The organism is Streptomyces sp. NPDC005070, from assembly GCF_053600395.1.
This window is the reverse complement of the sequence record NZ_JBSFZS010000052.1, coordinates 1-22,095: the sequence shown is the minus strand read 5'-3', so window position 1 is coordinate 22,095 and position 22,095 is coordinate 1. Positions and strand designations below refer to the sequence as shown.

Below are 22,095 nucleotides of genomic sequence, written 5' to 3'. Positions count from 1 at the left end.
TTCAGGGCCACGGGGGTGTTGTGTCAGGGCCACGGGGGGTCTTTTTCATGCGGCGTTCGCTTTCCCTCATCATGCTTTCCGGGCTCCTGGCCGCGTTGGCTCCGGCGGTGCCCGCCGCGGCCGGCGAGCCGTGTGACGGCACCTTCGACCGGCACCTCGGCTGCTGGGCCGGCTGGACCGACGAGGGAACGGTTCGGGTCACCCTCGACCGGTCCCTGCCGTTCGACGGCAAGGCCGAGAACCGCAAGGGCTTCGAGCAGACCCTGGTGGAGCGAAGCCGGAGTCTCCTGGTCGAGGTGCCGTCGGACGTCCACACCGGCGAGGGCGGATCGGCACTCCTCGTGCTCGCGGACCACGACCACAGGTTCGTCGCGGACGACGCCATCGTCGACCTGCTGAAGCCCGAGACCGTGAAGGAACTCGCCGACCGCAGGGCCTGCAACCCCCGTAAGAAGGAGGACGTGTGCGCCCGGCTCGGCAAGGGGCGACTGACCGGGGCCGAGCTGATCCGTTTCGGCCTCGCCACCGGCCTCTCCCGCACGGACACCGTCAGCGGCTCCGGAGCCGGCTCGTCCGCGAACCCCGGCGGTGACGAGACCGCCACCGGGCGACAGGGGCAGGGCCAGACGCCGGGGCAGGGGCGGAACCAGCAGCAGGAGACCGGGAACGTCGGCGACACGGGCCGGGATCCCGGAACCTCCACCGACCAGGGCGACGACTCCGGCTGGGACACCGCCACCGCCGTGCTCACCGTGCTGTGCGCCGTGCTCGTCCTCCTGCTCGGTCTGCTCCTCTTCCTGATCCGCCGCTCCGCCCGGTCCGTCGCCGTCGGCACGCTGTCCCGGCGCTCGCTCGCCGTGTCGGGCGTCGGTGCCGTACCGGCCGGGACGGCACCCCGGCCCCGCACCCGTCCCCGTACGCCCGCGCACGACGAGGCCACCACCCGCACCCGTACTCATGTGCCCGACGAGGCCACCACCCGCACCCGTGCCCCCGCGCCCGACGAGGCCACCACCCGCCTCCGGGCCACGCCGGCGCCCCGCAGCCACGGTCGGCGCGTCGGCAACGTACCGGGCCCCGCCCGGCCCGCCGTCGTACGCACCGAACTGCACCCGCAGGGCTATGTCGAGGTCGACCACGTGCTGTACCGGGCGGTGTGGGCCGAGCCGGGCCGCCCGCCGCCCGCGCCCGGCGGACTCGTCGACGTCACCGAGGCCGGGGAGCGGGACTCCGACGTCCTCTACGCGTTCCCGCCGACACCCGGACGGCACGCCAAAGCGGCCCGGCCCTGAGACCAGGAGAGACCCACATGCACAGCGACTACCCGCCCACCCTGCCGGCGGAGTACGCCGACATCGAGTTCGAGAACAACGCGCAGCGGCTGCCGCTCGTCCTCTGCCTCGACATCTCCAGCTCCATGGCGGGTCAGCCCATCCAGACGCTCAACAACGCGCTCGCGGAGTGGACCCGGGAACTGCACGACGACGTCAGCCTCAGCTACAGCGTCGAGGTCGCCCTGGTCACCTTCGGCGGCCAGGGCGTCGCCGCCTGGCGCGGACCCCAGCTCCTGCCCGCGCACGCGCCCGTGAGCCCCTTCGTGCCGGCGCACATGTTCCACCCGCCGCAGCTCGCCGCCGCCGGGGTCACCCTGATGACCGAGGCGCTCGAACTGTCGATGAACATCGTCGCCGCCCGCAAGGCCGAGCTGCGCGCCTCCGGACTCCAGTACTACCGGCCGCAGATCTGCCTCGTCACCGATGGACTGCCCACCGACGCCACGGGCCATCTCACCGACTCCTGGCAACGGTTGATCCCGGTCCTCGCCGACGAGCAGCAGGCCCGCCGCTTCCGGCTGTACGCGATCGGCGTCGGCGGCATCACGGACCGGGGCGAACAGGTGCTCCGGTCCTTCGCGCCGAAGTTCAACGCCCGGCTGCAGGGATTCCCGTTCCGCGAACTGCTCCAGATGATGTCCGCGAGCGCCAACGCCGAGCAGAAGGGCGCGGGCGACGAGGTCTTCGAGAAGATCTTCAGCCAGTTCAAGACACAGCGCCCGGCCTGGGAATCGTGACCGATGACCCGATGGGACTCCTGAGTGATGACCGCAGTCGACGAGCGGGACACGCCGTGGCGGATCCACGGAATGAGCGTCGAGGGATACCGGCACCGCCGCCAGGGGCAGCCCTGCCAGGACGCCTGCGGGCACACGGTGACGGCGTCCGTCGCGGTCCTCGCCGTCGCCGACGGCGCGGGCAGCCGGCCGCGCTCCGAGGAGGGCGCCCGGCTCGCGGTGGAGCTGGCCACCGAGCATTTCGCGCGCCGGGCCGCCACCGTGGCGGACCGGCGTCCCGGCAAGGCGGTGCGTGAGCTGCTGCGGGACGCCTTCCACGACGTGTGCAAGGTGTTCCTGGACCGCACGGGCTCCGACGCGGCGGACTTCGCGACCACGCTCACGGTGGTCGTGCTCGCGCGGGGCTGGCTCGGCCATCTGTCCGTGGGGGACGGCTTCGTCGTCCTGCGGGCCGGTACGGAGGACGGTGAGCGGCAGTTCCATCTGCTGCCGCAGCCGGCCGCGGCCAGCGAGTACAGCAACGAGACGGTCTTCCTCACCTCGCCGGACGCGGCCCGCTGGGTGCACACCGACTGTGTGTCCGACGACGGGATCGACGGGGTGCTGCTGTCCACCGACGGACTGGCGCAGGCCGCGCTCAACCGGTCGTCGGGCGGCGCGCTGTCCCCGAACGCGTCCTTCGCCGAGGCCGTGTTCCGCTCCCTCGACGTCCCCGGACCGGTGACGGCGAGCGCCCACGAGGGCCTGGGGACCCTGCTCCGGTCGGACCGGCTCACCGCGCTCAACGCCGACGACAAGACCCTGCTGCGAGCCGTCCTCAAGGCGCGGCCATGAGCGGCCGCACCGTGTTCCTGGACGGCAAGCCGGTGACCCTCGCCGAGCTGCCCCTGAAGGGCGGCGGCCAGGCGGCCGTCTTCCCGGTCGTCGGTGACGACGGCATCGTCGTCAAGCTGTACCGCGAGGCGCCGGGGCCCAAGGAGGAGCAGCGGCTGAAGCGGATGCTGACGATGTCCCCGCTCGTGACCCGCCCCACCGACGCCTCCCAGCCGCCCGAGCTGGCCTGGCCGACCGCGCTCGCGCGCGGCCCGCAGGGCGAGTTCCTCGGTTACGCCATGCGCCGCTTCGGCGAGCCCCAGCACGTCCAGCTCATCGGCCTGTTCACGCGCGCCCAGCGGCTCAAGCTGTTCGCCGACCGGGCCGACTGGCGCTTCCTGCTCGGCGTCGCCTGGAACCTCGCCTTCATGACGGCGCGCATGCACCACGACGATCTCGTCATCGGCGACTTCTCCAGCAGCAACGTCGTCGTCGACGCCAACGGGTTCGTCACCTTCCTCGACTGCGACTCCATCGCCTTCAACGACCCGGTGACGGGGGAGCTGTTCCCCTGTCTGATGCACACCACCGACTACTCGTCCCCCGAGCGGCAGGCGGGCGGCCCCGCCACCCGGGACACGGACGAGTTCGCCCTCGCCGTCCTCGTCTACCAGCTCCTGACGGCCGGGAACCACCCCTTCGGCGGGGTGCCGCACGACAGCGCGTCCGAGTCGACGGTCAAGGACAACATCGCCGCCAGCATCTCCTACGTCGTGCGCCCGGAGCGGGTCGTCATCCCGCGCGGCACCATCGACCCCTCCGTGCTCCCGCCCGAACTCCTCGCGCTGGCCCGCACCGCGTTCGGTCCCGGGGTGCAGGACCCGGCCACGCGGCCTTCCGCGGAGGCGTGGCTGCGCGCCCTGGACAAGGAACGCGCGCTGGTACGGGTCTGCCCGGCCCGTCCGCTGCACGCGTTCGGCTCGCATCTGTCCTCGTGCCCCTGGTGCGGCCGGGCGGCGCTCACGGGGCACGACGTGTTCAACGTTCCGGCCTCGGTCCCGGCGTCCGGCGTGCCGCAGGGCCGGCCGCAGCCGCCGGTGCCGACGCCGGGCGAGCCGTGGCCCACGGGGCTGAAGGTGGCGCTGCTGATCCTGGCGGTCGTGATCCTGGTGGTGATCGTGGCGAACGCCTGAGCCGCGCGCGGCCTTCAGGTCACTGCGAGCGGCCGCGGTCCTCCAGATAGCGGGTGTGGGACTCCTGGCGCCGTGCCTCCGTCTCGCGCAGGGCCGCCGCGAGCCGGTCCGACTCCTCCTGGAGCACGGTGAGCTGACGCTCCAGGTGGCGCTCGGGCGGTTCGGTGCCGGGGGCCAGCCGGGTCCACCACCGGGTGCGGACGAAGGTGTCGACCGCTTCCGGGATGTCCTGGCGTACGGCACGCGACAGGGCGTGTACGCCCTCGGGGTCCTGGGCGAGGATCTCGGCGACCCAGCCCGGGTCGAGCAGGGCGGTGAGGATCCCGGTCAGCTCGGTGAGCCGGCCCGCCGCCGCCGGAGGCAGCTCGACGCCGTCCAGGTACTCCCGCAGCTTGCCGAAGTCGACGCGCAGTTCTGCCAGTTGGGCGGAGGGGTCGGGGAAGTCGGGCGGGGCGGGGCGCTCCGGCGGCGCGATCAGCGCGCCCGCGCCGTACAGGCCCGCCACGACGGCCGGCCAGTACGGGCCCGCGAGACCGGTGAACGTCAGCGCGAGTCCGGCGATCCCGCACGCGCTGCCGGTGAGGTTCTTGCGCGACTCGAGGAAGCGGAGGAGCTTATTGGTAGCCACGGATCTCCTCGAAGGCGCCGTCGAGCGAGCCCTTCCGGGCGTCGAAGAGACGGCCGCCGGTCAGGTCGGCGATGTGCTGGAGCTCGCCGCGGTCGGAGTCGCCGAACAGAATGGGGAAGACCGGGATCTCCCGCTGTCCGCCGGGCAGCCGGCCGTAGAAGTCGTCGAAGTCGGAGGGGCTCGCACCCCTGGTGTTCTCGCCGTCCGTCATCAGCACGATCGAGGTGAACGTGTCGTCGTCGGCGCCCAGATGCTCGTACGCCTTCTCCAGCGAGGTGTAGATCGCGGTGTCGCCGTCGGCGCTCAGCGCGCGGGTGTCCTCGCGGATGGCGTCGAGCCCGGCCTTCGGGTTCTCGGGGCGGACCACATGGGTGCGGACGCTCTTGACCTGTGAGCCGAACGGCATCAGCGTCACCTCCTCGCGGTCGCGGAAGTCGCCGGTCAGATCGCCGAGGGACTTCTTGAGCCGGTCGAGGCGGTCGCCGTCCATCGAGCCCGAGGTGTCGAGGACGTACACCGTCCGGGACGGCCGGCGCAGCTTGTTCTCGTAGGAGTCGAGGAGGTGGTCGGCGACGGACCGGCGGCCGGGGAAGGGGAGTTCACGCCGTCGTCCGGTGTCGAGTCCGGCCGCCGGGGCGACGGAGGCGACGACCGGACGTCGGTTGGTCCGCTCGGTGATCAGCTTCTGGGCGGCCGGCGCGCGCAGTGCCTCGGCGAGGCGCCGGACGGCGTCGCGGGTGTCCTTGGAGGACGCGGCGAGGGAGGAGAGCGGATAGTCGGCCGTCACGACGCCGTCGCGCGGGCGGATGACGGTCAGGCCCTTCACGCCCTTGAGGACGGACTCGTAGTTGAGCAGGGCGTCCACGGTGCCGCGGCGTTCGTAGGCCGTGGCCAGCCAGCCCGACGAACCCGACGTGAGCTTCTGTCCCTTGAAGAACTCGCGCAGCCGGGGTGTCGCCTTGGCCACGTCGGCGTCCGTGAGCGCCGACTGGGCGCCGGACAGCGCGGAGGCCACCGAGATCAGCGTGGAGAAACCGGAGTTGGAGCGTGCCGGATCGGTCATGCCGTACGTGAGTTTCCCGTCCGCCACGGCCTTCTCCACCTGTGACCAGGTGACGTCCCCCGGCTTCCAGCCGAGGGCGCGCACCGTGGCCGGCTTCACGCCGATGGCCACCGGGCTCGACATGACGGGCGTCTCCGAGACGACCTTCCTCGCGGCTTCGGGGCGCAGACGCAGATAGGCGTTGGAGGACAGCCACAGAGCGTCGTACCGGCCGTCCGACGCGCCCCGCGCGATCAGGTCCACGGCGGCGAGGGTGCCCATGTAGGTGGGTCTGACCTTGATGCCGGTCTCCCGCTCGATCCGGTCGAGCACCGGCTTCATGTCGCCGAGTTCGCTGGAGGCCAGGACCCGCAGGGTGCCGGGCCGCGGCTTCCCGTCGTCCCCGGACGGTGTCTCCCCCTGGGCCGTGCAGGCCGTCAGGGCGAGCAGGGCGACGGCGGCGGCGGCCGCCCGTCGGATCGCTCTCATCCGTGCCCGCCCTCCAGGGCGCCCCGCGTGCGGCTGCGCTCCAAGTAGGCTCCGGCGTTCTGGAGTTCGGAGGTCAGGGACTCCACGGTCGCGGCCATCGTCTCGGTCGCCCTGACCTTGTACGTGTCGATCGCGTCGAGGGTGCGGTAGATCTCCTGGAAGGCGGTGCGCAGGGTCTCGGCGCCGACGGCCGGGTCGGCGGCGATGCGCTGGATCTCCCCGCTCTGGGTGGACAGCATCTCGGCGTTGCCGCGGATGAGGTCCTCCGTCGTGCCGCGCAGGGCGTTGACCTGTTCGACGACCTTGCGCTGGTTGTCGAGCGCGGAGGCGAGCATGACGGAGATACGCAGCGCGGAGACCGTGGTGGTGGCCGCGCGGTCGACGCCCTTGATCAGTTCGTCGTTGTTGCGCCGGACCACGTCCATCGCCAGATAGCCCTGGGCGCACACCGCGAGCTGGGTGAGCAGGTCCTGGTGCTTCTGCCGGACGGGGAAGAGTACGTCGGAGCGGAGCGTGTCGGCCTGCGCGGGGTCGGCGGCGTCGACTCCCGAGATGTGCGTCTCGACCGCGGTGTCCAGGGCCTGGGTGAGCACGACGTACTCCTGGAGCTTGCCCATCGTCTCCCAGAGCCGGACGCGTTCGGTCTGGAGGGCCGCGTTGTCCCGGCGCAGTTCGTCCTGGCCGCCGCGCAGCGAGCCGACGATCTTGTTCAACGTGCCTTGTGCGGAGGCGTACTTGGCGACGTGGTCGCGCAGCTTGTTGCCGCCCGGCAGCCTGGACAGGAACTTCCTGCCCTTGCTCGCGGACAGGTCGCGCGGGTCCAGGTCCTCGACCACGCGCCGAAGTTCGACGAGCGAGCCGGCGACGTGCGACTGCGCGTCCTCGCCCTTGGAGGGCAGGCTGCGGATCGTGCGCTCCAGCATGCGGTTGGACTGGGCGGCGGCGCCGCGCATCTCGGTGGCCCCGAGGCCGGCGATCTCCCCTACCTTGCCCGCGAATTCGGGGGAGCGGGCATCCAGGACGGCGAGACCGTCGATGTACTCTGCGGCCCTGCGCGCCATTTCGTCCTGCACCCCCGGGTCGACGGGGACGAGCCCGCCCGCCTTCTCGCGGGGCACGGGTGCCACGGCCTCGGGCGGTGTGAGGGTGAACGTGTCGTCGGTGCTCATGTGCTCTTCCCCCTAGTTCCCGGCTCGGCGCGCCATTTCGTGCAGCACCTTGTAGGTGGGCACGGGCGCCTGCCGGACGCCGGTCAGCTTCTGGTTGAGATAGGTGGCACGGTCGGCGGTGGCCGCCGTGAACTCGCCGGTGGCGCCCTGCGGACGGAACCCGTGCTTGACGGCCAGGCGGCGCAACGTCGGGTCGGTGCTGAGGAGTTCACCCAGCGCCCGGCCCTCGGGCGTGAGCGGTACGACCGTGTGGTCGCTGTTGGCGGTGGTGTCCGGGTAGAGCACCGTGAGGTCTCCCGCGTCCTGGCCCTCGGAGAGCAGCGCGGCGACCTGCGACTCGTAGACGAGGACGAGCGGGTTGCCGGCGCCGCTGACGAAGTCGCGGAACGCGGCGTCGGTGCTGGACTGCTGGGCGCCCTGGACGCTGATGAGCCGGTGCATCAGGGACGCGGTGCGGCCGACGGCGGCGTTGTCGGTGGCCACGCGCCCGCCGTCGGCGACATAGGACGCGGCGGCGAGGTAGAGGGCACCCGAGTTGGAGGTCTCCGGGTCGGTGCTGGCGATGTACAGCGTGCCGGTCAGTTCACCGTGTGCCGTGGCGCCCTTGAGCTGCTGCCAGGTTCGCGCGTGCCGGGCCGCGTCGAGGTAGGCGGCCATTTTCAGCGTGCCGGTGTTCTTGTCGAGGGTGGCCAGTCCGTTGGCAGCGAGGACCTGGGCCGCGCTGCGGTGGGCCACCACGACGAGGGGCGAGTAGAAGGGCCGGGGCAGCGGCTGGCGGACGTGGTACTTGTCCGCGAGCTCGTCGGCCGGGGCCTGGCTGGAAGGGAAGGCGAAGTCGTACCCCTTGAGGTCGAGGCCGTCCATGGCCCAGGACCCGGAGGTCTCCGTCTTCACGGTGTAGCCCTTGGCGGCGAGGGCCTTCACCACATCCGGATCGGCGAAGAACTCCGCCTTCTCCGAACCGATCACTCCTTGCACGGTCTTCGTTGCCGTGCCCTTGTCCTGACCAGTGCGGCCTGCGACGACGGCTGCTGCCACTCCGCCGATCAACAGGACCGCCAGGACGATTCCCGCGATGCGTCTCACGCCTGGAGCGTGCACCTCGGAATCCAACGTTCCCCGTCCCCGGGGGTGAACACGGGGTGACCACCGGGTCCCGGTACGCAACCGGAGGAGGGGCCGCCGCTACCCGGGCGGCAGGGGGCCCTGCGCGGGTGGAGGGGGTGGGTGTGGCACCCGGTCCGCGCGTCACTTCGAAGACGCGCGGACCGGGGCCGTACGGGGCCTCGGGCCGGGGCCCGAGGGGTCGGCGCGGAGGCCGGAGGTTCGGCCCGGAGGCCTGAGGTTCGGCGGGGAGCCGGGGGTCTCAGCGGGTCGCCAGCTCGCGCGGTTCGGTGGCGGAGGCGTGGGCGTCCATGCGCTCGGCGGAGAGGATCGCCGCGGCGGTGTCGGCGCGGGAGGCGGCGACGACCAGGGCACGGCCCGCCAGTGCGTGGGCCCGCCGGTGGAGGGTCACGAGGTGGGACTCCTCGGGCTCCGGGGCGGCCGGGGCGGCCTGCGCGCGGAGCGGGGCGCCGCCGCGCAGCCGGGTGACCTGCTCGGTGAGCCGTTCGGCACCCGCGTCCAGGTCGGCGGACGGGGTGAGCGCGCGGATCTCGTCCGTGACGGCGAGCAGTGCCGCCAGGTGGCCGGCGAGCTGGATGTCCAGCTCCTCCTCGCGCGACCGGTGGGGGAAGTCGGAGGAGGGGGCGCCGACCGTCGTGTGGACCGACTTCGAGCGGATCGGTTCGTACATGGAATGGCCTCCTGTGCCTGACAGGAAGCCATCCTAGCTTGGATTTCGTCTAAAGTTGAGCTGGTTCGCATATTGGGGCGCGGCGCCTACGCAGGGTGAGCGTGGGGCGCGTCCCGGCGGGCGTCACGGCTGGCTGTAGCCGTCCAGGAACGAGCCGATCCGGGTCACCGCGTCCGTCAGATCCGCGACCGTCGGCAGGGTCACCACCCGGAAGTGGTCCGGTTCGGGCCAGTTGAAGCCCGTCCCCTGCACGACCATGATCTTCTCGCTGCGCAGCAGGTCGAGCACCATCTGCCGGTCGTCCTTGACCTTGAAGACCTTCGGGTCGAGGCGCGGGAAGAGATACAGCGCCCCCTTCGGCTTCACGCAGGTCACGCCCGGGATCTGCGTCAGCAGCTCGTGCGCGATGTCCCGCTGTTCCTTCAGGCGCCCGCCCGGCAGGACCAGGTCGTCGATCGTCTGGCGTCCGCTGAGCGCCGCCACCACGCCGTGCTGTCCCGGCATGTTCGCGCACAGCCGCATGTTCGCGAGGATCGTCAGACCCTCGATGTAGGACGCGGCGTGCGCGCGCGGCCCCGAGACGGACATCCATCCGACGCGGTAGCCGGCCACCCGGTACGCCTTCGACATGCCGTTGAAGGTGAGGGTGAGCAGGTCGGGGGCGATCTTGGCGGTCGCGGTGTGCGTGGCGCCGTCGTAGAGGATCTTGTCGTAGATCTCGTCGGAGCAGACCAGCAGGTTGTGCCGCCGGGCGATGTCCGTCAGCCCCCGGAGCATCGCGTCGTCGTAGACCGCGCCCGTCGGGTTGTTCGGGTTGATGATGACGATCGCCTTGGTGCGGTCGGTGATCTTCCGCTCCACGTCCGCGAGGTCCGGCATCCAGTCGGACTGCTCGTCGCAGCGGTAGTGCACGGCCGTGCCGCCGGACAGGGAGACCGCGGCGGTCCACAGGGGGTAGTCCGGCGCCGGTACGAGCACCTCGTCGCCGTCGTCCAGCAGCGCCTGCATCGCCATCACGATGAGCTCGGAGACGCCGTTGCCGATGAAGACGTGATCGACGTCCGTCTCGATGCCGAGGGTCTGGTTGTGCATGACGACGGCGCGACGGGCGGCGAGCAGGCCCTTGGCGTCGCCGTAGCCGTGCGCCGAGGAGACGTTGCGGAGGATGTCCTCGAGGATCTCCGGCGGGCACTCGAACCCGAAGGCGGCCGGGTTGCCCGTGTTGAGCTTGAGGATGCGATGACCGGCCGCTTCGAGCCGCATCGCTTCCTCGAGAACCGGACCCCGGATCTCGTAGCAGACGTTGGCGAGCTTCGTGGACTGGATCACCTGCATGCCGTGAGCTTACGGCCGCCCGCCGCGCGCCGGGGGGTGTTTTTCACCACGCGAGACGGGTCGGTTCCGGCATCTTTGTCCTCCGGCTGCGTCCGACCCCCAGGTGGTCCCTACAATGCGCGATCATGTCCTGGCAGTCCGGAGAGCCCGAAGCCCGGCCGACGGTGTACCTCCCGCAGAGCGACGGGGAGACGCCTTTGGCCTACGAGACGTACGCCGATCCCGCCGAGGCGCACGGCTGGCGGAAGGCGTACACGGACGGCGACGACACGAGCGTTCTGCCCGTCATCGGCGGCGGTCCTGCCGGGCGGCGGGAGCGGTCGCGGCACCGCAGGCGGGCCCGGAACAACCGGCGCGTCGCCGTGGCCGGGGGCGCGGCCGTCGCCGTCGTCCTCGGTGTCGTCGCCGTGGGCGCCCTCGACTCCGGCGCGGCCGACGGGTCCGGCGACGGCGCGCCGGCGTCGACGTCCGGGCCCGTGCGCCTGGCGACCGGGCCCGCGGAACCGGCCGCCTCCTCGGCGCCGCCGTCGGTCACCACCGCGCCCGCGGCGCCGGCCGCCCCTTCGGCGTCCGCCTCGGCCCTCGCGTCCGCGAGCGCGGCCTCCCGGAGCGCGTCCGCGTCCGCGAGCCCCTCCGTGAGCCCGAGCGCGAGCGCGTCCACGGCGCCCGCGCCCACGACCTCGGCCCCGGTCCCGACCCCGTCGACGACGAGCGCCACGGGGCGCGGTCACGGTCACGGCCACGGACACGGCTGGGGCTAGCCGCCGGGTCGCCGTGAGCGGTGCAGTCCTCTTCCGCCGCGCCGAGGACACGTACGCCGCCGGGGGCACGGACGCCACCGAAGACAGGCACGCCGCCGAGAGCACGTACGCCGTTTCCGGCTCTTAGGCCGGAAAGCGCTCCTTGTTCACTTTTCCCTCTCGCATCACAATGCGCATGACAACAACTGGCCGGAAGACCTCCGGCCAGCGGAAGGCGGCCGGACGACCTTCGGCCGTCCCAAGTCGCAAGAGGGGACCCCCACATGAGAAAGCCTCTCGTCGCCGCGCTGTTCGCCCTGGTGCTGTCCGGGGCGGGCGCGGCACCCGCGGTCGCGGCACCCGCTCCCCACGCCGCACCCGCGTCCCACGCGGCTCCCGCGCGCGTGCAGGCCTCCGTCACCACGGCCGGCACCCGGGCGGCGCCCACCCTCCAGGCCGTCAGCCTCGCCGGGACCGTCGCGCTCAGCAACTGCTCCGGCTCGGTCGTCCGCTTCCCCAACTCGGCGGACACCGACCCGGCGCTCGTGCTCTCCAACGGCCACTGCCTGGAGACCGGCTTCCCGGATCCCGGTGAGGTGATCGTCGGCCAGTCGTCCAGCCGGACCTTCGGTCTGCTGAACTCGGCGGGCACCAGGGTCGCGACGCTGCGCGCGAGCAAGGTCGCCTACTCGACCATGACCGACACGGACATCACGATCTACCAGCTCACCAGCACCTACGCGACCATCAGGAACTCGTACGGCATCAGCGCCCTGACGGTGCAGAACACGCACCCCACCGCCGGTACCGCCATCACCGTGGCCTCCGGTTACTGGAAGCGTCTCTACAGCTGCAGCATCGACGGGTTCGTGTACCGCCTCAAGGAGGGGGGCTGGACCTGGAAGGACTCGGTCCGCTACACCTCCGCCTGCCAGACCATCGGCGGCACCTCGGGCTCGCCGGTCGTCGACCAGTCCACCGGCAAGGTCGTCGCCGTCAACAACACCGGCAACGAGGACGGCGAACGCTGCACGGTGAACAACCCCTGCGAGGTCGACGCGAACGGCACCGTCACCGTCCGCCAGGGCATCAACTACGCCGAGGAGACCTACCAGATCCCGGCCTGCTTCACGACGGGCAACAAGCTCGACCTGAGCCTGAGCGGGTGTGTCCTGCCCAAGCCGTAACACCGCGGGAGGGCGGGCGGTCACGCCGTCCGGCGGACCGCCCGTCCCGCCAGCACATCCGTCCGGCGCCCGTCCTCGACGACGAAACGCCCGTCGATCAGGACGTGCGGGACACCGGTGGGCAGGGTGCGCGGCGCCGCGAAGGTCGAGCCCGCCGCGACCGTCGCCGGGTCGAAGAGGACCAGGTCGGCGCGGTACCCCTCGCGGACGAGACCGCGGTCGGGCAGCCGCAGCCGGGCGGCGGGCCTGCCGGTGAGATGGGCGACGCACTCCTCCAGCGTCAGGACGCCCAACTCCCGCACGTACCGGCCGAGGTAGTGCGGGAAGGTGCCGTAGGCGCGCGGATGCGGTTTGGTGCCGTGCAGGATGCCGTCCGAGCCGCCGGTGTGCACGGGGTGGCGCATGATCGCCCGGACGTTCTCCTCGTGACCGACGTGCTGGAGGATCGTGGGGCCGAGCCGGTCCTCGACCAGCAGCCGCCGGGCGGTGGTCCAGGGTTCCTCGCCGCGCAGGTCGGCCGACTCCCGGACGGTCCGGCCGACGTACGAACCGAGCCCGGGGTCGTTCACCCCCGAGATCTCGATCGTGTCCCACGCGATGGGCACGCCGTGGCAGCCGTCCGCGCCCACGACCTCCATGTGGTGCCGAACCCGTTCGGCGGTGTCGTCGTCCCGCAGCCGGGCGAGCACCGCCTCCGGGCCGCCCTCGCCCGCCCAGCTCGGCAGCATCGCCGCGAGGGTGGTGCACCCCGGGGTGTACGGATAGGTGTCGAGGGTGATGTCCGCGCCCCGTGCCAGCGCCTTGTCCAGCAGGGCGAGGAGCTCCGGCGCCTTCCCCTCGTTCACCCCGAAGTTCATGGTGGCGTGCGCGAGATGGAGCGGGCAGCCGGCCTCACGGGTGAGGGCCACCATCTCCTCGTACGCCTCCAGGGCGCCCGCCCCGTACGAGCGGTGGTGCGGGCAGTAGTACCCGCCGTGCTCCGCCACCACCCGGCACAGCGCGGTGAGTTCGGCGTCCCGCGCGTACATCCCCGGCGTGTACGTCAGTCCCGAGGACATGCCGACCGCGCCCTGACGCAGCCCGTCCGCCACCAACTGCCGCATCCGGTCCAGCTCCCGGGGCGTGGCCTCGCGGTCCTCCCAGCCGACGGCGAGCATGCGGACGGTGCCCTGGGGGACGAGGTAGGCGGCGTTGACCGCGATGCCCTCGCCGTCGAATCCGTGGTCGAGCCGGTCCAGGTACTCGCCCACCGAACGCCAGTCGAAGTCGATGTCGTCACCGTCGCCGTTCCAGCCGGTGATCGTCCGGCGGACCTCGGCGAGCGTACGGTCGTCGACCGGCGCGTACGACAGGCCGTCCTGGCCGATGACTTCGAGCGTCACGCCCTGGGCGGCCTTCGCGCTGTGGTCCGGGTCCCGCAGCAACGCGAGATCGCTGTGCGCGTGCATGTCGATGAAGCCGGGCGCCAGGACCAGACCTTCGGCGTCCAGTTCCCTTGTGCCGCGCGGCCGCTGGCAGCCGGCCGCCGCGGCCTCCTTGACGATCGCGGCGATCCGCCCGTTCTTGACGGCCACGTCCGCGCGATACGTCGGCGCGCCGCTGCCGTCGGCGACGTCGACGTCCTGGAAGACCAGGTCGGCGTGGTCCATGGGGCGACTCCCGTGTCGTAGGGGACGGATCTCTAGAAGAACGTACGGATGTAGTCGACGACCGTGCCGTCCGCCTCGACCAGCGGGATGAGCTGCCACTTGTCGAAGGACGTGCACGGATGGGACAGGCCCATGCCGACCCAGTCGCCGACCTCCAGGTCCGCTCCCGGGTCCGTGCGCAGCCAGGTGTGCTGGTCGGAAAGCCGGCTCACCTCGATGCCGTCCGCCGGACGCTCGGCCGCGCCGCGGCGCACGACCTGGGCGACGGGCAGATCGAGGTCGTGGGCCGCGTCCCGCTTGCCGGCGTTGGTGAAGGCCTGCTCGGGGGAGGGTCGCGAGACGACCTGCGACCAGAGACGGAAGGCCGGGTGCAGGGCGCCCTCCCGCGGGACGCGGGTGAAGGGGGTGAGCCTTCGGTAGTGGCCGTCGTCGTGCGAGACGTACGCGCCCGAACGCAGCAGCTTCAGGGCGGGCAGCGAGAGTTCGGGGATCCCGGCGAAGACGTCGGCGACCGCGTCGAACCAGGCGCTGCCGCCCGCGCTGACGACGATCGTGTCGACGTCCTTGAACCGCCCGGCGCCGTCGAAGGCCGCCGCCAGCGCGGTCAGCCGCCGCAGCCAGGCGTGCACCCGCTCGGGGTTCGCGTCCGGCACCTCGCCCTCGTACCCGGCGACGCCGGCCAGCCGGAGCGTCCCGGCCGCCGCGACGGCGTCGGCGACGGCCGCGCAGTCCTCCTCCGTCCGCGCGCCGGTACGGGCGCCCGCGCCCGCGGCGAGTTCGACGACGACGTCCACCGGGCGGGCGCTCCCGCGCAGCGCGGCGTCCATCAGTTCCACCCCGCGCACCGAGTCGACGTAGCAGACGAACCGGAAGTCCGGGTCCTCCGCGAGTTCGGCGGCGATCCAGCGCAGGGCCGCGGGGTCGACGAGTTCGTTCGCGAGGAAGATCCGGTCGATGCCGAACTCCCGGGCCACCCGCACCTGGTGGGGGACCGCGAGGGTGATGCCCCAGGCGCCGTGCTCGATCTGCCGCCAGAAGAGCTGGGGCGCCATGGACGTCTTGCCGTGCGGGGCGAAGGCGAGGCCGTGCCGGTCGGCGTACGTCTCCATGAGTTCGAGGTTGTGGGTCAGTCGCTCGGCGGAGAGGGCGAGGACGGGGGTGGTGAAGCCGTCCGTGAAGAGGTTGCGGCGCTGGGCGGCCAGTTCGCCGACGCTCAGGCCGCCGGCGTCCGGCGGCAGGCCCTTGAAACGGTGGTCGACGCGCTCCGCCGCGAGTGCGGCCAGCGGTGCGGCGGCGGTGTCGGCGCTCATGGGGCCTCCTGGGCCTGTTCGATCGTGTTGCATCATGTGCAACGCTCATTGCGTATGTCGTTCACTGCTGTCTAACATCCCAGCCGACGCAGGGTCAACGGTGCCGTTCGCCGCCGGGGGCCGCCAGAGCGAGGAGTCCCGACCACCGTGAGCAGCAACGGACCCGAGGGTGCCGTGTCCCCCGACGCAGGCACCGAGACCGACGCCGGAACCGGCACGGTCGTCGGAGGCACCGGCACCGGCACCGTCGACGTGGTGGCGCTCGGCGAGTCCATGGTCACCTTCCTGCCCACGCGCCCCGGTCGCCTCGCCGACGTGCCGTCGTTCGAGCGGGGGATCGGCGGAGCCGAGTCGAACGTGGCCTGCGTCCTCGCCCGCGCCGGTCACTCCGCCCGCTGGGTCGGCCGGGTCGGCGCCGACGGGTTCGGCGACCACCTGGTCGAGGCGATCACCGCGTACGGCGTCGACACCTCCGCCGTGCGCCGGGACCCCGGCCGGCCCACCGGCGTCTACTTCCGCACCGCGGGCGACCGGGCGACCGACGCCCACGAAGTCGCCTACTACCGGGCCGGGTCCGCCGCCTCGGCCATGACGGCACGGAACACGGACCTGGCCGCCGCCCGCTCCGGACGCGTGCTCCATCTGTCCGGCATCACCGCCGCGCTCTCCGAAGGCTGTCTCGACCTGATGCGCGAGCTGACCGCCCCCCGGACCGGCCGTCCCCTCGTCTCCTTCGACGTCAACCACCGCCCGGGCCTGTGGCGCGGCCACCCCGAGGGGCCGCGCGTCCTGCTCGACCTCGCGCGCCGCGCCGACCTCGTCTTCGTCGGCGACGACGAGGCCCGCGACGCCTGGGGACTGCGCGGAGCGCGCGCGATCCGCGAGGCGCTGCCCGAACCGGACGTCCTGGTCGTCAAGTACGGCAGCGGCGGAGCCGTCGTGTTCGACAAGTCCGACAAGGAGGGGCCCGAGGGGACCGGGGACGCCATCGGCACCGCCACCTTCGTCCGGGCCCTCGGCGTCGACGTCGTCGCGGCCGTCGGCGCCGGTGACGCCTTCGCCGCCGGATTCCTCTCCGCCACCCTGCGCGGCCTTCCCGCCCGTGACCGCCTGCGGCACGGCCATCTGACGGCCGCCGCCGCCCTCACCGTCCCGGGCGACCTCGCCGAGCCGCCCGCCCGGGGGCTCGCCGACCGGCTGGCGGCTCTCGACGACCGTGCCTGGGAGACACTTCGTCTCGGCCCCGGCTGGACCGAAGCCGACGCACGGGCCGCCGAGGAGGTACGTACGCCATGAGCCAGACCGTCGACCGAGCGCTGAGCATCCTGCCGCTGCTCGCCGAGGGCCCCGCCGATCTCGGCCAGGTCGCCGACCGCCTCGGCGTCCACAAGTCCACGGCCCTGCGCCTGCTGCGCACCCTGAACGAACACGGCCTGGTGTACCGCCAGTCCGACCAGCGCTACCGGCTCGGCGCCCGTCTCTTCGCCCTCGCCCAGGAGGCCGTCGAGAACCTCGACGTCCGCGAGATCGCCCACCCCCACCTCGTCCGCCTCAACGAGAGCTGCGGACACACCGTCCACCTCGCCGTGTACGAGGAGAACGAGGTGCTCTACATCGACAAGGTGGAGAGCCGCTACCCGGTGCGCATGTACTCGCGGATCGGGAAACCCGTCGCCATCACCGTCGCCGCGGTCGCCAAACTCCTCCTCGCCGACCTGCCCGAGGCCGAGCGCCGCTCCGTCGCCGACAAGCTCGACTATCCGATGTACACGGCCCGTTCGACGCCGAACGCCCCCGCCTTCCTCAAGGAACTGGCGATGGTGCGCGAACAGGGCTGGGCCACCGACCTCGGCGGCCACGAGGAATCCATCAACTGCGTCGCGGCACCCGTCCGCGGCGCCGACGGACGCGTCGCCGCCGCCATGTCGGTCTCCGCGCCCAACGTCGTCGTCACCGCCGAGGAACTCCTCGCCCTGCTCCCGCTGGTACGCCGTACGGCCGACGCCATCAGCCGCGACTACTCCGGCAAAGCCCCCACGAAGGAAGAACCGAAGGAATGATCACCGCATGACCGACAAGATCGCCCTCACCCCCGCGACCCACACCACCCCGCCCGCCGCGTTCTCGCACGGCGTGCGGAAGGGGAACATCCTCCAGGTCGCCGGACAGGTCGGCTTCCTGCCCGCCGAGGAGGGCAGGCCCCCGACGCCCGCCGGTCCCACCCTGCGCGAGCAGACCCTCCAGACGCTCGCCAACGTCAAGGCCATCCTCGAAGAGGGCGGCGCCGCCTGGGACGACGCGATGATGATCCGCGTCTACCTCACGGACACCGGCCACTTCGCCGAGATGAACGAGATCTACAACCAGTACTTCGAGGAGCAGGGCCTCACCGCGCCCCCCGCCGCCCGCACGACGGTCTACGTCGGCCTGCCGGCCGGACTCCTCGTCGAGATCGACGTACTCGCCGTCCTCGGCTGACGCCCCCTCCGGGCCCACGCCCGCGCGACTCCCGCGCGACCGCGTAACCCGCACAGCCGGCGCGACCCGCGCGACCCGCACAGCCGGCGCGACCCGCGCGACCCGCGCGACCCGCGCGACTCCCGCACCCCGTACGACGTCACGGTGCGGCACCCCGCCATCCCCGGGGAGCCGCACCGCGATCCGCTCTGCCCGAAAGCCCCCACGGACTGACGAAAAAGAGGCTCCCCGACATGTCGTCGTACCCGCTCGCAGCGACAGCCCCGGCCCCGGAGACACCACCGCACACCGGCGGTCTCCTGCTCCTCCTCGACGGCACGGCCGGACTGCTCACGGTCGCCGCCCTCGGCATCGCGCTCCTTCTCTTCCTGATCATCAAGGTCCGGCTCCAGCCGTTCGTCGCCCTGCTCGCCGTCTCCATAGCCGTCGGCCTCGCCGCCGGACTCTCCGTCACGGAACTGTTCGGCACGGTCCAGAGGTCCGACGCCGTCTCGGTCGTCGAGTCGGGCATGGGCGGCATCCTCGGCCATGTCGCGATCATCATCGGCCTCGGCACGATGCTCGGGGCGATCCTCGAAGTCAGCGGTGGCGCCGAGGTATTGGCCTCCCGGCTGCTCGGGCTCTTCGGGGAGAAGCGGGCGCCGCTCGCCATGGGCCTGACCGGCCTGATCTTCGGCATCCCCGTCTTCTTCGACGTCGGCATCTTCGTCCTCGCGCCGCTCGTCTACGCCGCCGCCAAACGGTCGGGCAAGTCGATCCTCCTCTACTGCCTGCCGCTGCTCGCCGGTCTGTCGATGACCCACGCCTTCCTGCCGCCGCACCCCGGCCCGGTCGCCGCCGCGGGACTGCTGCACGTCCAGCTCGGCTGGGTCGTCCTCATGGGCATCGTCTGCGGCGTCCCCGCCGTGCTCGCCGCCTGGGTCTACTCCGCCTGGATCGGCAGGCGCCTCTTCGTCCCCGTACCGCAGGACATGGTCGAGGCGGCCGCCGAGGCCAGGTCGGCCGTCGTCGAGGAGCAGCGGGCATCGGGCGTGGAGCCCCGGGAGGAGCCGGTTCCGCTCGGTACCGTCCTCGGCATCATCGGTACGCCGCTGGTGCTGATCCTCGCGGCCACCTTCTCCTCGATCGCCCTCGACCCCTCCACCCTCCGCTCGGTCGTCGCGTTCTTCGGCAGTCCGTTCGTCGCCCTCACCATCGCCCTGGTCCTCGCCTACTACCTGCTCGGCATCCGGCGCGGCTGGTCCCGCAAGTCCCTGGAGAAGGTGTCGACTTCGTCCCTCAAGCCGGTCGGCAACATCCTGCTCGTGGTCGGCGCGGGCGGCGTCTTCGGTGCCGTACTGAAGGCCAGCGGGGTCGCCCAGGCCCTGTCGGACACCTTCAACGACGTCGGCCTCCCGGTGATCGTCCTGGCCTATCTGATCTCGCTGGTCCTGCGGGTGGCCCAGGGCTCGGCGACCGTCGCGATCGTCACCACCGCCGGCATCGTCGCGCCGCTGCTCACCGAGGGCCACCACTCGCAGGCCTTCGTCGCCCTGGTCATCATGGCGATCTCGGCGGGTTCGATCTTCGCCTCGCACGTCAACGACGGCGGCTTCTGGATGGTGGCCAAGTACTTCGGCATCAGCGAGCGCGACACTCTGAGGACCTGGACCGTCCTGGAATCGGTGCTGTCCGTCGCCGGGTTCGCCGTGGCCGCCGTGATGAGTCTCTTCGTGTAACAGTGGCATCGCCAATTCGGGCCTGGCTGTGCCCCGCACAGGATCTTCGACCATACTTCCCGCTGTGGAGCAGCGCATAGGTTCGAAGAGCCAGCCCCTGGACGCCGCCGCGGTGAACCCGGCGTACATCCCCGGGCTTACGTCACCCGTACCGGCGGAGCCGACGGACGCGGTCGTGGAGACCGAGGAGGCCGAGGAGGCCGCCGCGGAGGAGCACGTCTCCGACGAGGCAGTCTCCGACGAGGCCGTCTCCGACGAGGCCGTCTCCGACGACGCGGTCTCCGACGAGGCGCCCGCCGCCGAGATCCCGGAGGAGGCCGAGTCCGTGGAGGAGGCCGAGTCCGCGGAGGAGAGCGGTCCCGCCCCGGACGGTCCCGTCTTCGAGGCCTCCGACCGGCGTGCCTCGATCAGAGCCGACCACAGTGGTGTCCGGCTGTGCCTGGACGACCAGGAGGCGGAGTTCCGCTGGGACGAGATCGGCGCCGTCGAGACGGAGTCGCCGCGTTTCGGCAAGCGGTTCACCATCACGGTGCACACGCCGGAACGCCGGTGGTATCCGATCGAGATAGAGGCGAACGCCCGAGCACGCTTCAAGGAGTGGGAGGAGCAGCTCGACGCCGTCCTGGACGCCTATTTCGAGGACGGCGAGGACGACCCCGAGGCAGTGGCCGACCCCGAGGTCGAAGCCCAGACCGAGGTCGAGGTCGAGACGGCCGCCGAGGTCGAGTCCGAGTCCGAAGTGAAGGACAAGGCCGAGAAGCCGTAAGGGGTACGGGGATCCGCGCACCCGGTCAGGTGGGGCACGCGGATCCCCGGCTCCGGCCGGTCAGGCCGGAGGTGTTCCCCCTAGGAGCAGTACTGGGCGGCCTTGCCGATGGACCGGTACATGCAGTCGGCGTTCTCCAGGAGCTGGAGCACCGCGTCCCGGTTGCGGGAGGTCTCCCGCTCGATGACCTCGTCGGGCGGGTAGAAGCCGCCGCCGGAGCTGGACGTCGGGTACATCTCGAACGTGTAGTCGAAGATCTTCTGGGTGCCCCAGAGGTAGTCGTCGATCGAGCCGTCCGTGATGTACAGATCACTGGCCTGCTCGGCCGTGTACCCGTTGCTGGCGGCCATCTTCTGGCCGATGGCCTTGAACGCGGCGGCGTCGTCCGCCGTCATCCCCGTCGCGGTGTCGGCGGTGGTGTACCCGAACGGCCAGAGCACCAGCTCGCTGTAGGTGTGGAAGTCGATTCCCGCGGTGATCTGCTGCTTGCCGCCGACGACCCGGCCGCGTACGAAGTCGGCGACCACCTTCACCTCGGGTGCCGACTCGGCCGACGCGCCGCGGTAGGTCTCGGAGGACTTGGAGGACGAAGAGCCGCCGCAGCAGCCCCACTTGTAGTTCCAGTTCCGGTTCAGGTCCGTACCGACGTACGAGGAGCCGGAGTTGGGCTGGCGGTTCTTGCGCCACGATCGGTACGAGCCGCTCGCGATGTCGTACTCGCCACCGTCCGGGTTGAGGTCCGGGACGATCCAGATCTCGCGGTTGTTCACCATGCTCGTGACCCGGGAGTCGCTGCCGTAGCCGGCCCCGAGCTCGCGCAGCAGATACAGCGCCATCTCCACGGTCAGGTGCTCGCGGGCGTGCTGGTGGAAGGTCAGCAGGACCTCGGGTTCGCTCTCGTCGGTCGCCACGTTGTCGCTGACCTTGATGGCGACGATGTCCCGGCCCTGGTAGGACTTGCCGATCACCCGCTTGCTCATGATGCCCGGGTAGGCGGCGAGCCGCTGGTCGATCTCCGTGTTCATCTCGGCGTAGTTGTGGTACTTCGAGTCCGCCGTCGGGAAGTCGAACAGCCGTACGTCGCCGGCGGACGAGCGGTTGGGCGCCGAGCCGAGCGGAGTGACGTCGTAGCCCTGCCGGCGCAGCGTGGCGATCTGGTCGGCGCGGCCGGAGACGACGACGGTCTCCTCGTCGGCCTCGTCCACGGTGACGCCCGACCGCTGGATCTGCGTCCGGGACGCGGAGGTCGAGCCCTGGTGGATCTCGTACTGCCTGATGTCGTCGGACGAGGGCGCGAGGGCCCTGGCCCCGCTCGCCGTGGCGTCGGTGGCGGTGGCCGTCAGGGGAGCCGCGAGAGCGAGGGCCGCGAGGACGGCGAGGGCGGCGCCGCGACGGCCGCCTCTGCTCCTGCCGTCGGCGCCGCCACTGCCACGTGGGCGAAATCGCATGAAGTCTCCTTGTTTCTCCGGAAAATTCCGGGATCTCCGGAATTGTGGGGGAGTGGAGCTGGGGAGTGGCTCAAGGTGACGTGTCTGGTGCGGGTGTGGCGCTCATGGTGAAGGCTCTGGCATGAGCAGGTCAATGGATACCAAAGAGACGTCGGCGGGAATCAGCCGCGCCGAGCGGCACCGAACCCGCTCCCTGTCGGGCGACACCAGCCGCGGTCGCCGTACACGACGGCACCGGCCCCGGGGGCCCCGCCCGCCCCGGGC

20 protein-coding genes are annotated in these 22,095 nt (G+C 71.7%); 11 read left to right on the top strand and 9 right to left on the bottom strand.

Annotation, left to right across the window (positions count from 1 at the left end; all coding sequences use genetic code 11):
• Positions 1–71 precede the first annotated feature (71 nt).
• The 4 genes from ACWEBX_RS19350 to ACWEBX_RS19335 are packed head-to-tail and all read left to right on the top strand — an operon-like array spanning position 72 to position 4,077.
• The gene (locus ACWEBX_RS19350; RefSeq protein WP_451886047.1) at positions 72–1,292 is read left to right on the top strand and encodes a hypothetical protein; all 1,221 of its coding nucleotides are present in this window, start codon (positions 72–74) and stop codon (positions 1,290–1,292) included.
• 17 nt (positions 1,293–1,309) lie between these two features.
• Positions 1,310–2,071, top strand: a complete 762-nt coding sequence (locus ACWEBX_RS19345) for a vWA domain-containing protein (RefSeq protein WP_451886046.1) — start codon at positions 1,310–1,312, stop codon at positions 2,069–2,071.
• 27 nt (positions 2,072–2,098) lie between these two features.
• Positions 2,099–2,905: a PP2C family serine/threonine-protein phosphatase gene (locus ACWEBX_RS19340; protein ID WP_451886045.1), complete on the top strand. Its 807-nt coding sequence runs from the start codon at positions 2,099–2,101 to the stop codon at positions 2,903–2,905.
• Complete coding sequence (locus tag ACWEBX_RS19335) at positions 2,902–4,077, top strand: hypothetical protein (protein ID WP_451886044.1); 1,176 nt, start codon at positions 2,902–2,904, stop codon at positions 4,075–4,077. The genes ACWEBX_RS19340 and ACWEBX_RS19335 overlap by 4 nt, the downstream gene beginning before the upstream one ends.
• Before the next feature lie 19 nt (positions 4,078–4,096).
• Here the strand turns inward: ACWEBX_RS19335 and ACWEBX_RS19330 are convergent, their stop codons facing one another.
• From ACWEBX_RS19330 to ACWEBX_RS19305, 6 genes are all read right to left on the bottom strand, one after another.
• On the bottom strand, positions 4,097–4,705 hold the full coding sequence (locus tag ACWEBX_RS19330) for a hypothetical protein (RefSeq protein WP_451886043.1): 609 nt from the start codon (positions 4,703–4,705) through the stop codon (positions 4,097–4,099).
• A complete protein-coding gene (locus ACWEBX_RS19325; protein WP_451886042.1) occupies positions 4,692–6,236 on the bottom strand; it encodes a substrate-binding and vWA domain-containing protein in 1,545 nt (514 codons plus the stop codon). Before ACWEBX_RS19325 ends, ACWEBX_RS19330 begins: the two co-directional genes overlap by 14 nt.
• A complete protein-coding gene (locus tag ACWEBX_RS19320) occupies positions 6,233–7,405 on the bottom strand; it encodes a toxic anion resistance protein (RefSeq protein ID WP_451886041.1) in 1,173 nt (390 codons plus the stop codon). Before ACWEBX_RS19320 ends, ACWEBX_RS19325 begins: the two co-directional genes overlap by 4 nt.
• A 12-nt stretch (positions 7,406–7,417) precedes the next feature.
• Positions 7,418–8,491, bottom strand: a complete 1,074-nt coding sequence (locus ACWEBX_RS19315) for a hypothetical protein (RefSeq protein WP_451886040.1) — start codon at positions 8,489–8,491, stop codon at positions 7,418–7,420.
• Between the two features lie 280 nt (positions 8,492–8,771).
• Entirely contained in the window at positions 8,772–9,200 is a 429-nt protein-coding gene (locus tag ACWEBX_RS19310; RefSeq protein WP_451886039.1) for an SCO4983 family protein, read from the bottom strand.
• A 123-nt stretch (positions 9,201–9,323) separates the two neighbouring features.
• Positions 9,324–10,535, bottom strand: a complete 1,212-nt coding sequence (locus ACWEBX_RS19305) for a pyridoxal phosphate-dependent aminotransferase (RefSeq protein WP_451886038.1) — start codon at positions 10,533–10,535, stop codon at positions 9,324–9,326.
• Positions 10,536–10,660: 125 nt separating this feature from the next.
• Between ACWEBX_RS19305 and ACWEBX_RS19300 the strand changes: the two genes are divergently transcribed.
• The gene (locus ACWEBX_RS19300) at positions 10,661–11,296 is read left to right on the top strand and encodes a hypothetical protein (protein ID WP_451886037.1); all 636 of its coding nucleotides are present in this window, start codon (positions 10,661–10,663) and stop codon (positions 11,294–11,296) included.
• 263 nt (positions 11,297–11,559) lie between these two features.
• Positions 11,560–12,462: a S1 family peptidase gene (locus tag ACWEBX_RS19295; RefSeq protein WP_451886036.1), complete on the top strand. Its 903-nt coding sequence runs from the start codon at positions 11,560–11,562 to the stop codon at positions 12,460–12,462.
• A gap of 20 nt (positions 12,463–12,482) precedes the next feature.
• On the opposite strand, the gene ACWEBX_RS19290 is transcribed toward ACWEBX_RS19295, so the two are convergent.
• Positions 12,483–14,111 carry an N-acyl-D-amino-acid deacylase family protein gene (locus tag ACWEBX_RS19290; RefSeq protein WP_451886035.1) on the bottom strand — a complete coding sequence of 543 codons (1,629 nt, stop codon included), beginning with the start codon at positions 14,109–14,111 and terminating at the stop codon, positions 12,483–12,485.
• A 32-nt stretch (positions 14,112–14,143) separates the two neighbouring features.
• Positions 14,144–15,421, bottom strand: a complete 1,278-nt coding sequence (locus ACWEBX_RS19285) for an alanine racemase (RefSeq protein ID WP_451886034.1) — start codon at positions 15,419–15,421, stop codon at positions 14,144–14,146.
• 273 nt (positions 15,422–15,694) lie between these two features.
• Here ACWEBX_RS19285 and ACWEBX_RS19280 point away from each other — a divergent pair, with 273 nt between their 5' ends.
• The 5 genes from ACWEBX_RS19280 (at position 15,695) to ACWEBX_RS19260 (ending at position 20,383) form a co-directional block, all read left to right on the top strand.
• Positions 15,695–16,717, top strand: coding sequence for a sugar kinase (locus ACWEBX_RS19280; RefSeq protein ID WP_451886071.1), 1,023 nt, complete (start codon positions 15,695–15,697; stop codon positions 16,715–16,717).
• Positions 16,714–17,481 carry an IclR family transcriptional regulator gene (locus ACWEBX_RS19275; protein ID WP_451886033.1) on the top strand — a complete coding sequence of 256 codons (768 nt, stop codon included), beginning with the start codon at positions 16,714–16,716 and terminating at the stop codon, positions 17,479–17,481. Before ACWEBX_RS19280 ends, ACWEBX_RS19275 begins: the two co-directional genes overlap by 4 nt.
• 7 nt (positions 17,482–17,488) lie before the next feature.
• Positions 17,489–17,899 (top strand): RidA family protein, encoded by a 411-nt coding sequence (locus ACWEBX_RS19270; RefSeq protein ID WP_451886032.1) that lies wholly within the window; start codon positions 17,489–17,491, stop codon positions 17,897–17,899.
• A 233-nt stretch (positions 17,900–18,132) separates the two neighbouring features.
• Positions 18,133–19,617 (top strand): GntP family permease, encoded by a 1,485-nt coding sequence (locus tag ACWEBX_RS19265; protein ID WP_451886031.1) that lies wholly within the window; start codon positions 18,133–18,135, stop codon positions 19,615–19,617.
• 64 nt (positions 19,618–19,681) lie between these two features.
• Positions 19,682–20,383, top strand: coding sequence for a hypothetical protein (locus ACWEBX_RS19260; RefSeq protein ID WP_451886030.1), 702 nt, complete (start codon positions 19,682–19,684; stop codon positions 20,381–20,383).
• Positions 20,384–20,463: 80 nt separating this feature from the next.
• On the opposite strand, the gene ACWEBX_RS19255 is transcribed toward ACWEBX_RS19260, so the two are convergent.
• Positions 20,464–21,831 carry a M14 family metallopeptidase gene (locus tag ACWEBX_RS19255; protein ID WP_451886029.1) on the bottom strand — a complete coding sequence of 456 codons (1,368 nt, stop codon included), beginning with the start codon at positions 21,829–21,831 and terminating at the stop codon, positions 20,464–20,466.
• Positions 21,832–22,095 lie beyond the last annotated feature (264 nt).

Coding starts and splice junctions, on each gene's coding strand:
- ACWEBX_RS19295 (WP_451886036.1), top strand. CDS start 11,560: ATGAGAAAGCCTCTCGTCGCCGCGCTGTTCGCCCTGGTGCTGTCCGGG.
- ACWEBX_RS19335 (WP_451886044.1), top strand. CDS start 2,902: ATGAGCGGCCGCACCGTGTTCCTGGACGGCAAGCCGGTGACCCTCGCC.
- ACWEBX_RS19310 (WP_451886039.1), bottom strand. CDS start 9,200: ATGTACGAACCGATCCGCTCGAAGTCGGTCCACACGACGGTCGGCGCC.
- ACWEBX_RS19350 (WP_451886047.1), top strand. CDS start 72: ATGCTTTCCGGGCTCCTGGCCGCGTTGGCTCCGGCGGTGCCCGCCGCG.
- ACWEBX_RS19290 (WP_451886035.1), bottom strand. CDS start 14,111: ATGGACCACGCCGACCTGGTCTTCCAGGACGTCGACGTCGCCGACGGC.
- ACWEBX_RS19265 (WP_451886031.1), top strand. CDS start 18,133: ATGTCGTCGTACCCGCTCGCAGCGACAGCCCCGGCCCCGGAGACACCA.
- ACWEBX_RS19275 (WP_451886033.1), top strand. CDS start 16,714: ATGAGCCAGACCGTCGACCGAGCGCTGAGCATCCTGCCGCTGCTCGCC.
- ACWEBX_RS19280 (WP_451886071.1), top strand. CDS start 15,695: ATGGTCACCTTCCTGCCCACGCGCCCCGGTCGCCTCGCCGACGTGCCG.
- ACWEBX_RS19320 (WP_451886041.1), bottom strand. CDS start 7,405: ATGAGCACCGACGACACGTTCACCCTCACACCGCCCGAGGCCGTGGCA.
- ACWEBX_RS19270 (WP_451886032.1), top strand. CDS start 17,489: ATGACCGACAAGATCGCCCTCACCCCCGCGACCCACACCACCCCGCCC.
- ACWEBX_RS19255 (WP_451886029.1), bottom strand. CDS start 21,831: ATGCGATTTCGCCCACGTGGCAGTGGCGGCGCCGACGGCAGGAGCAGA.
- ACWEBX_RS19285 (WP_451886034.1), bottom strand. CDS start 15,421: ATGAGCGCCGACACCGCCGCCGCACCGCTGGCCGCACTCGCGGCGGAG.
- ACWEBX_RS19340 (WP_451886045.1), top strand. CDS start 2,099: ATGACCGCAGTCGACGAGCGGGACACGCCGTGGCGGATCCACGGAATG.
- ACWEBX_RS19300 (WP_451886037.1), top strand. CDS start 10,661: ATGTCCTGGCAGTCCGGAGAGCCCGAAGCCCGGCCGACGGTGTACCTC.
- ACWEBX_RS19305 (WP_451886038.1), bottom strand. CDS start 10,535: ATGCAGGTGATCCAGTCCACGAAGCTCGCCAACGTCTGCTACGAGATC.
- ACWEBX_RS19345 (WP_451886046.1), top strand. CDS start 1,310: ATGCACAGCGACTACCCGCCCACCCTGCCGGCGGAGTACGCCGACATC.
- ACWEBX_RS19325 (WP_451886042.1), bottom strand. CDS start 6,236: ATGAGAGCGATCCGACGGGCGGCCGCCGCCGCCGTCGCCCTGCTCGCC.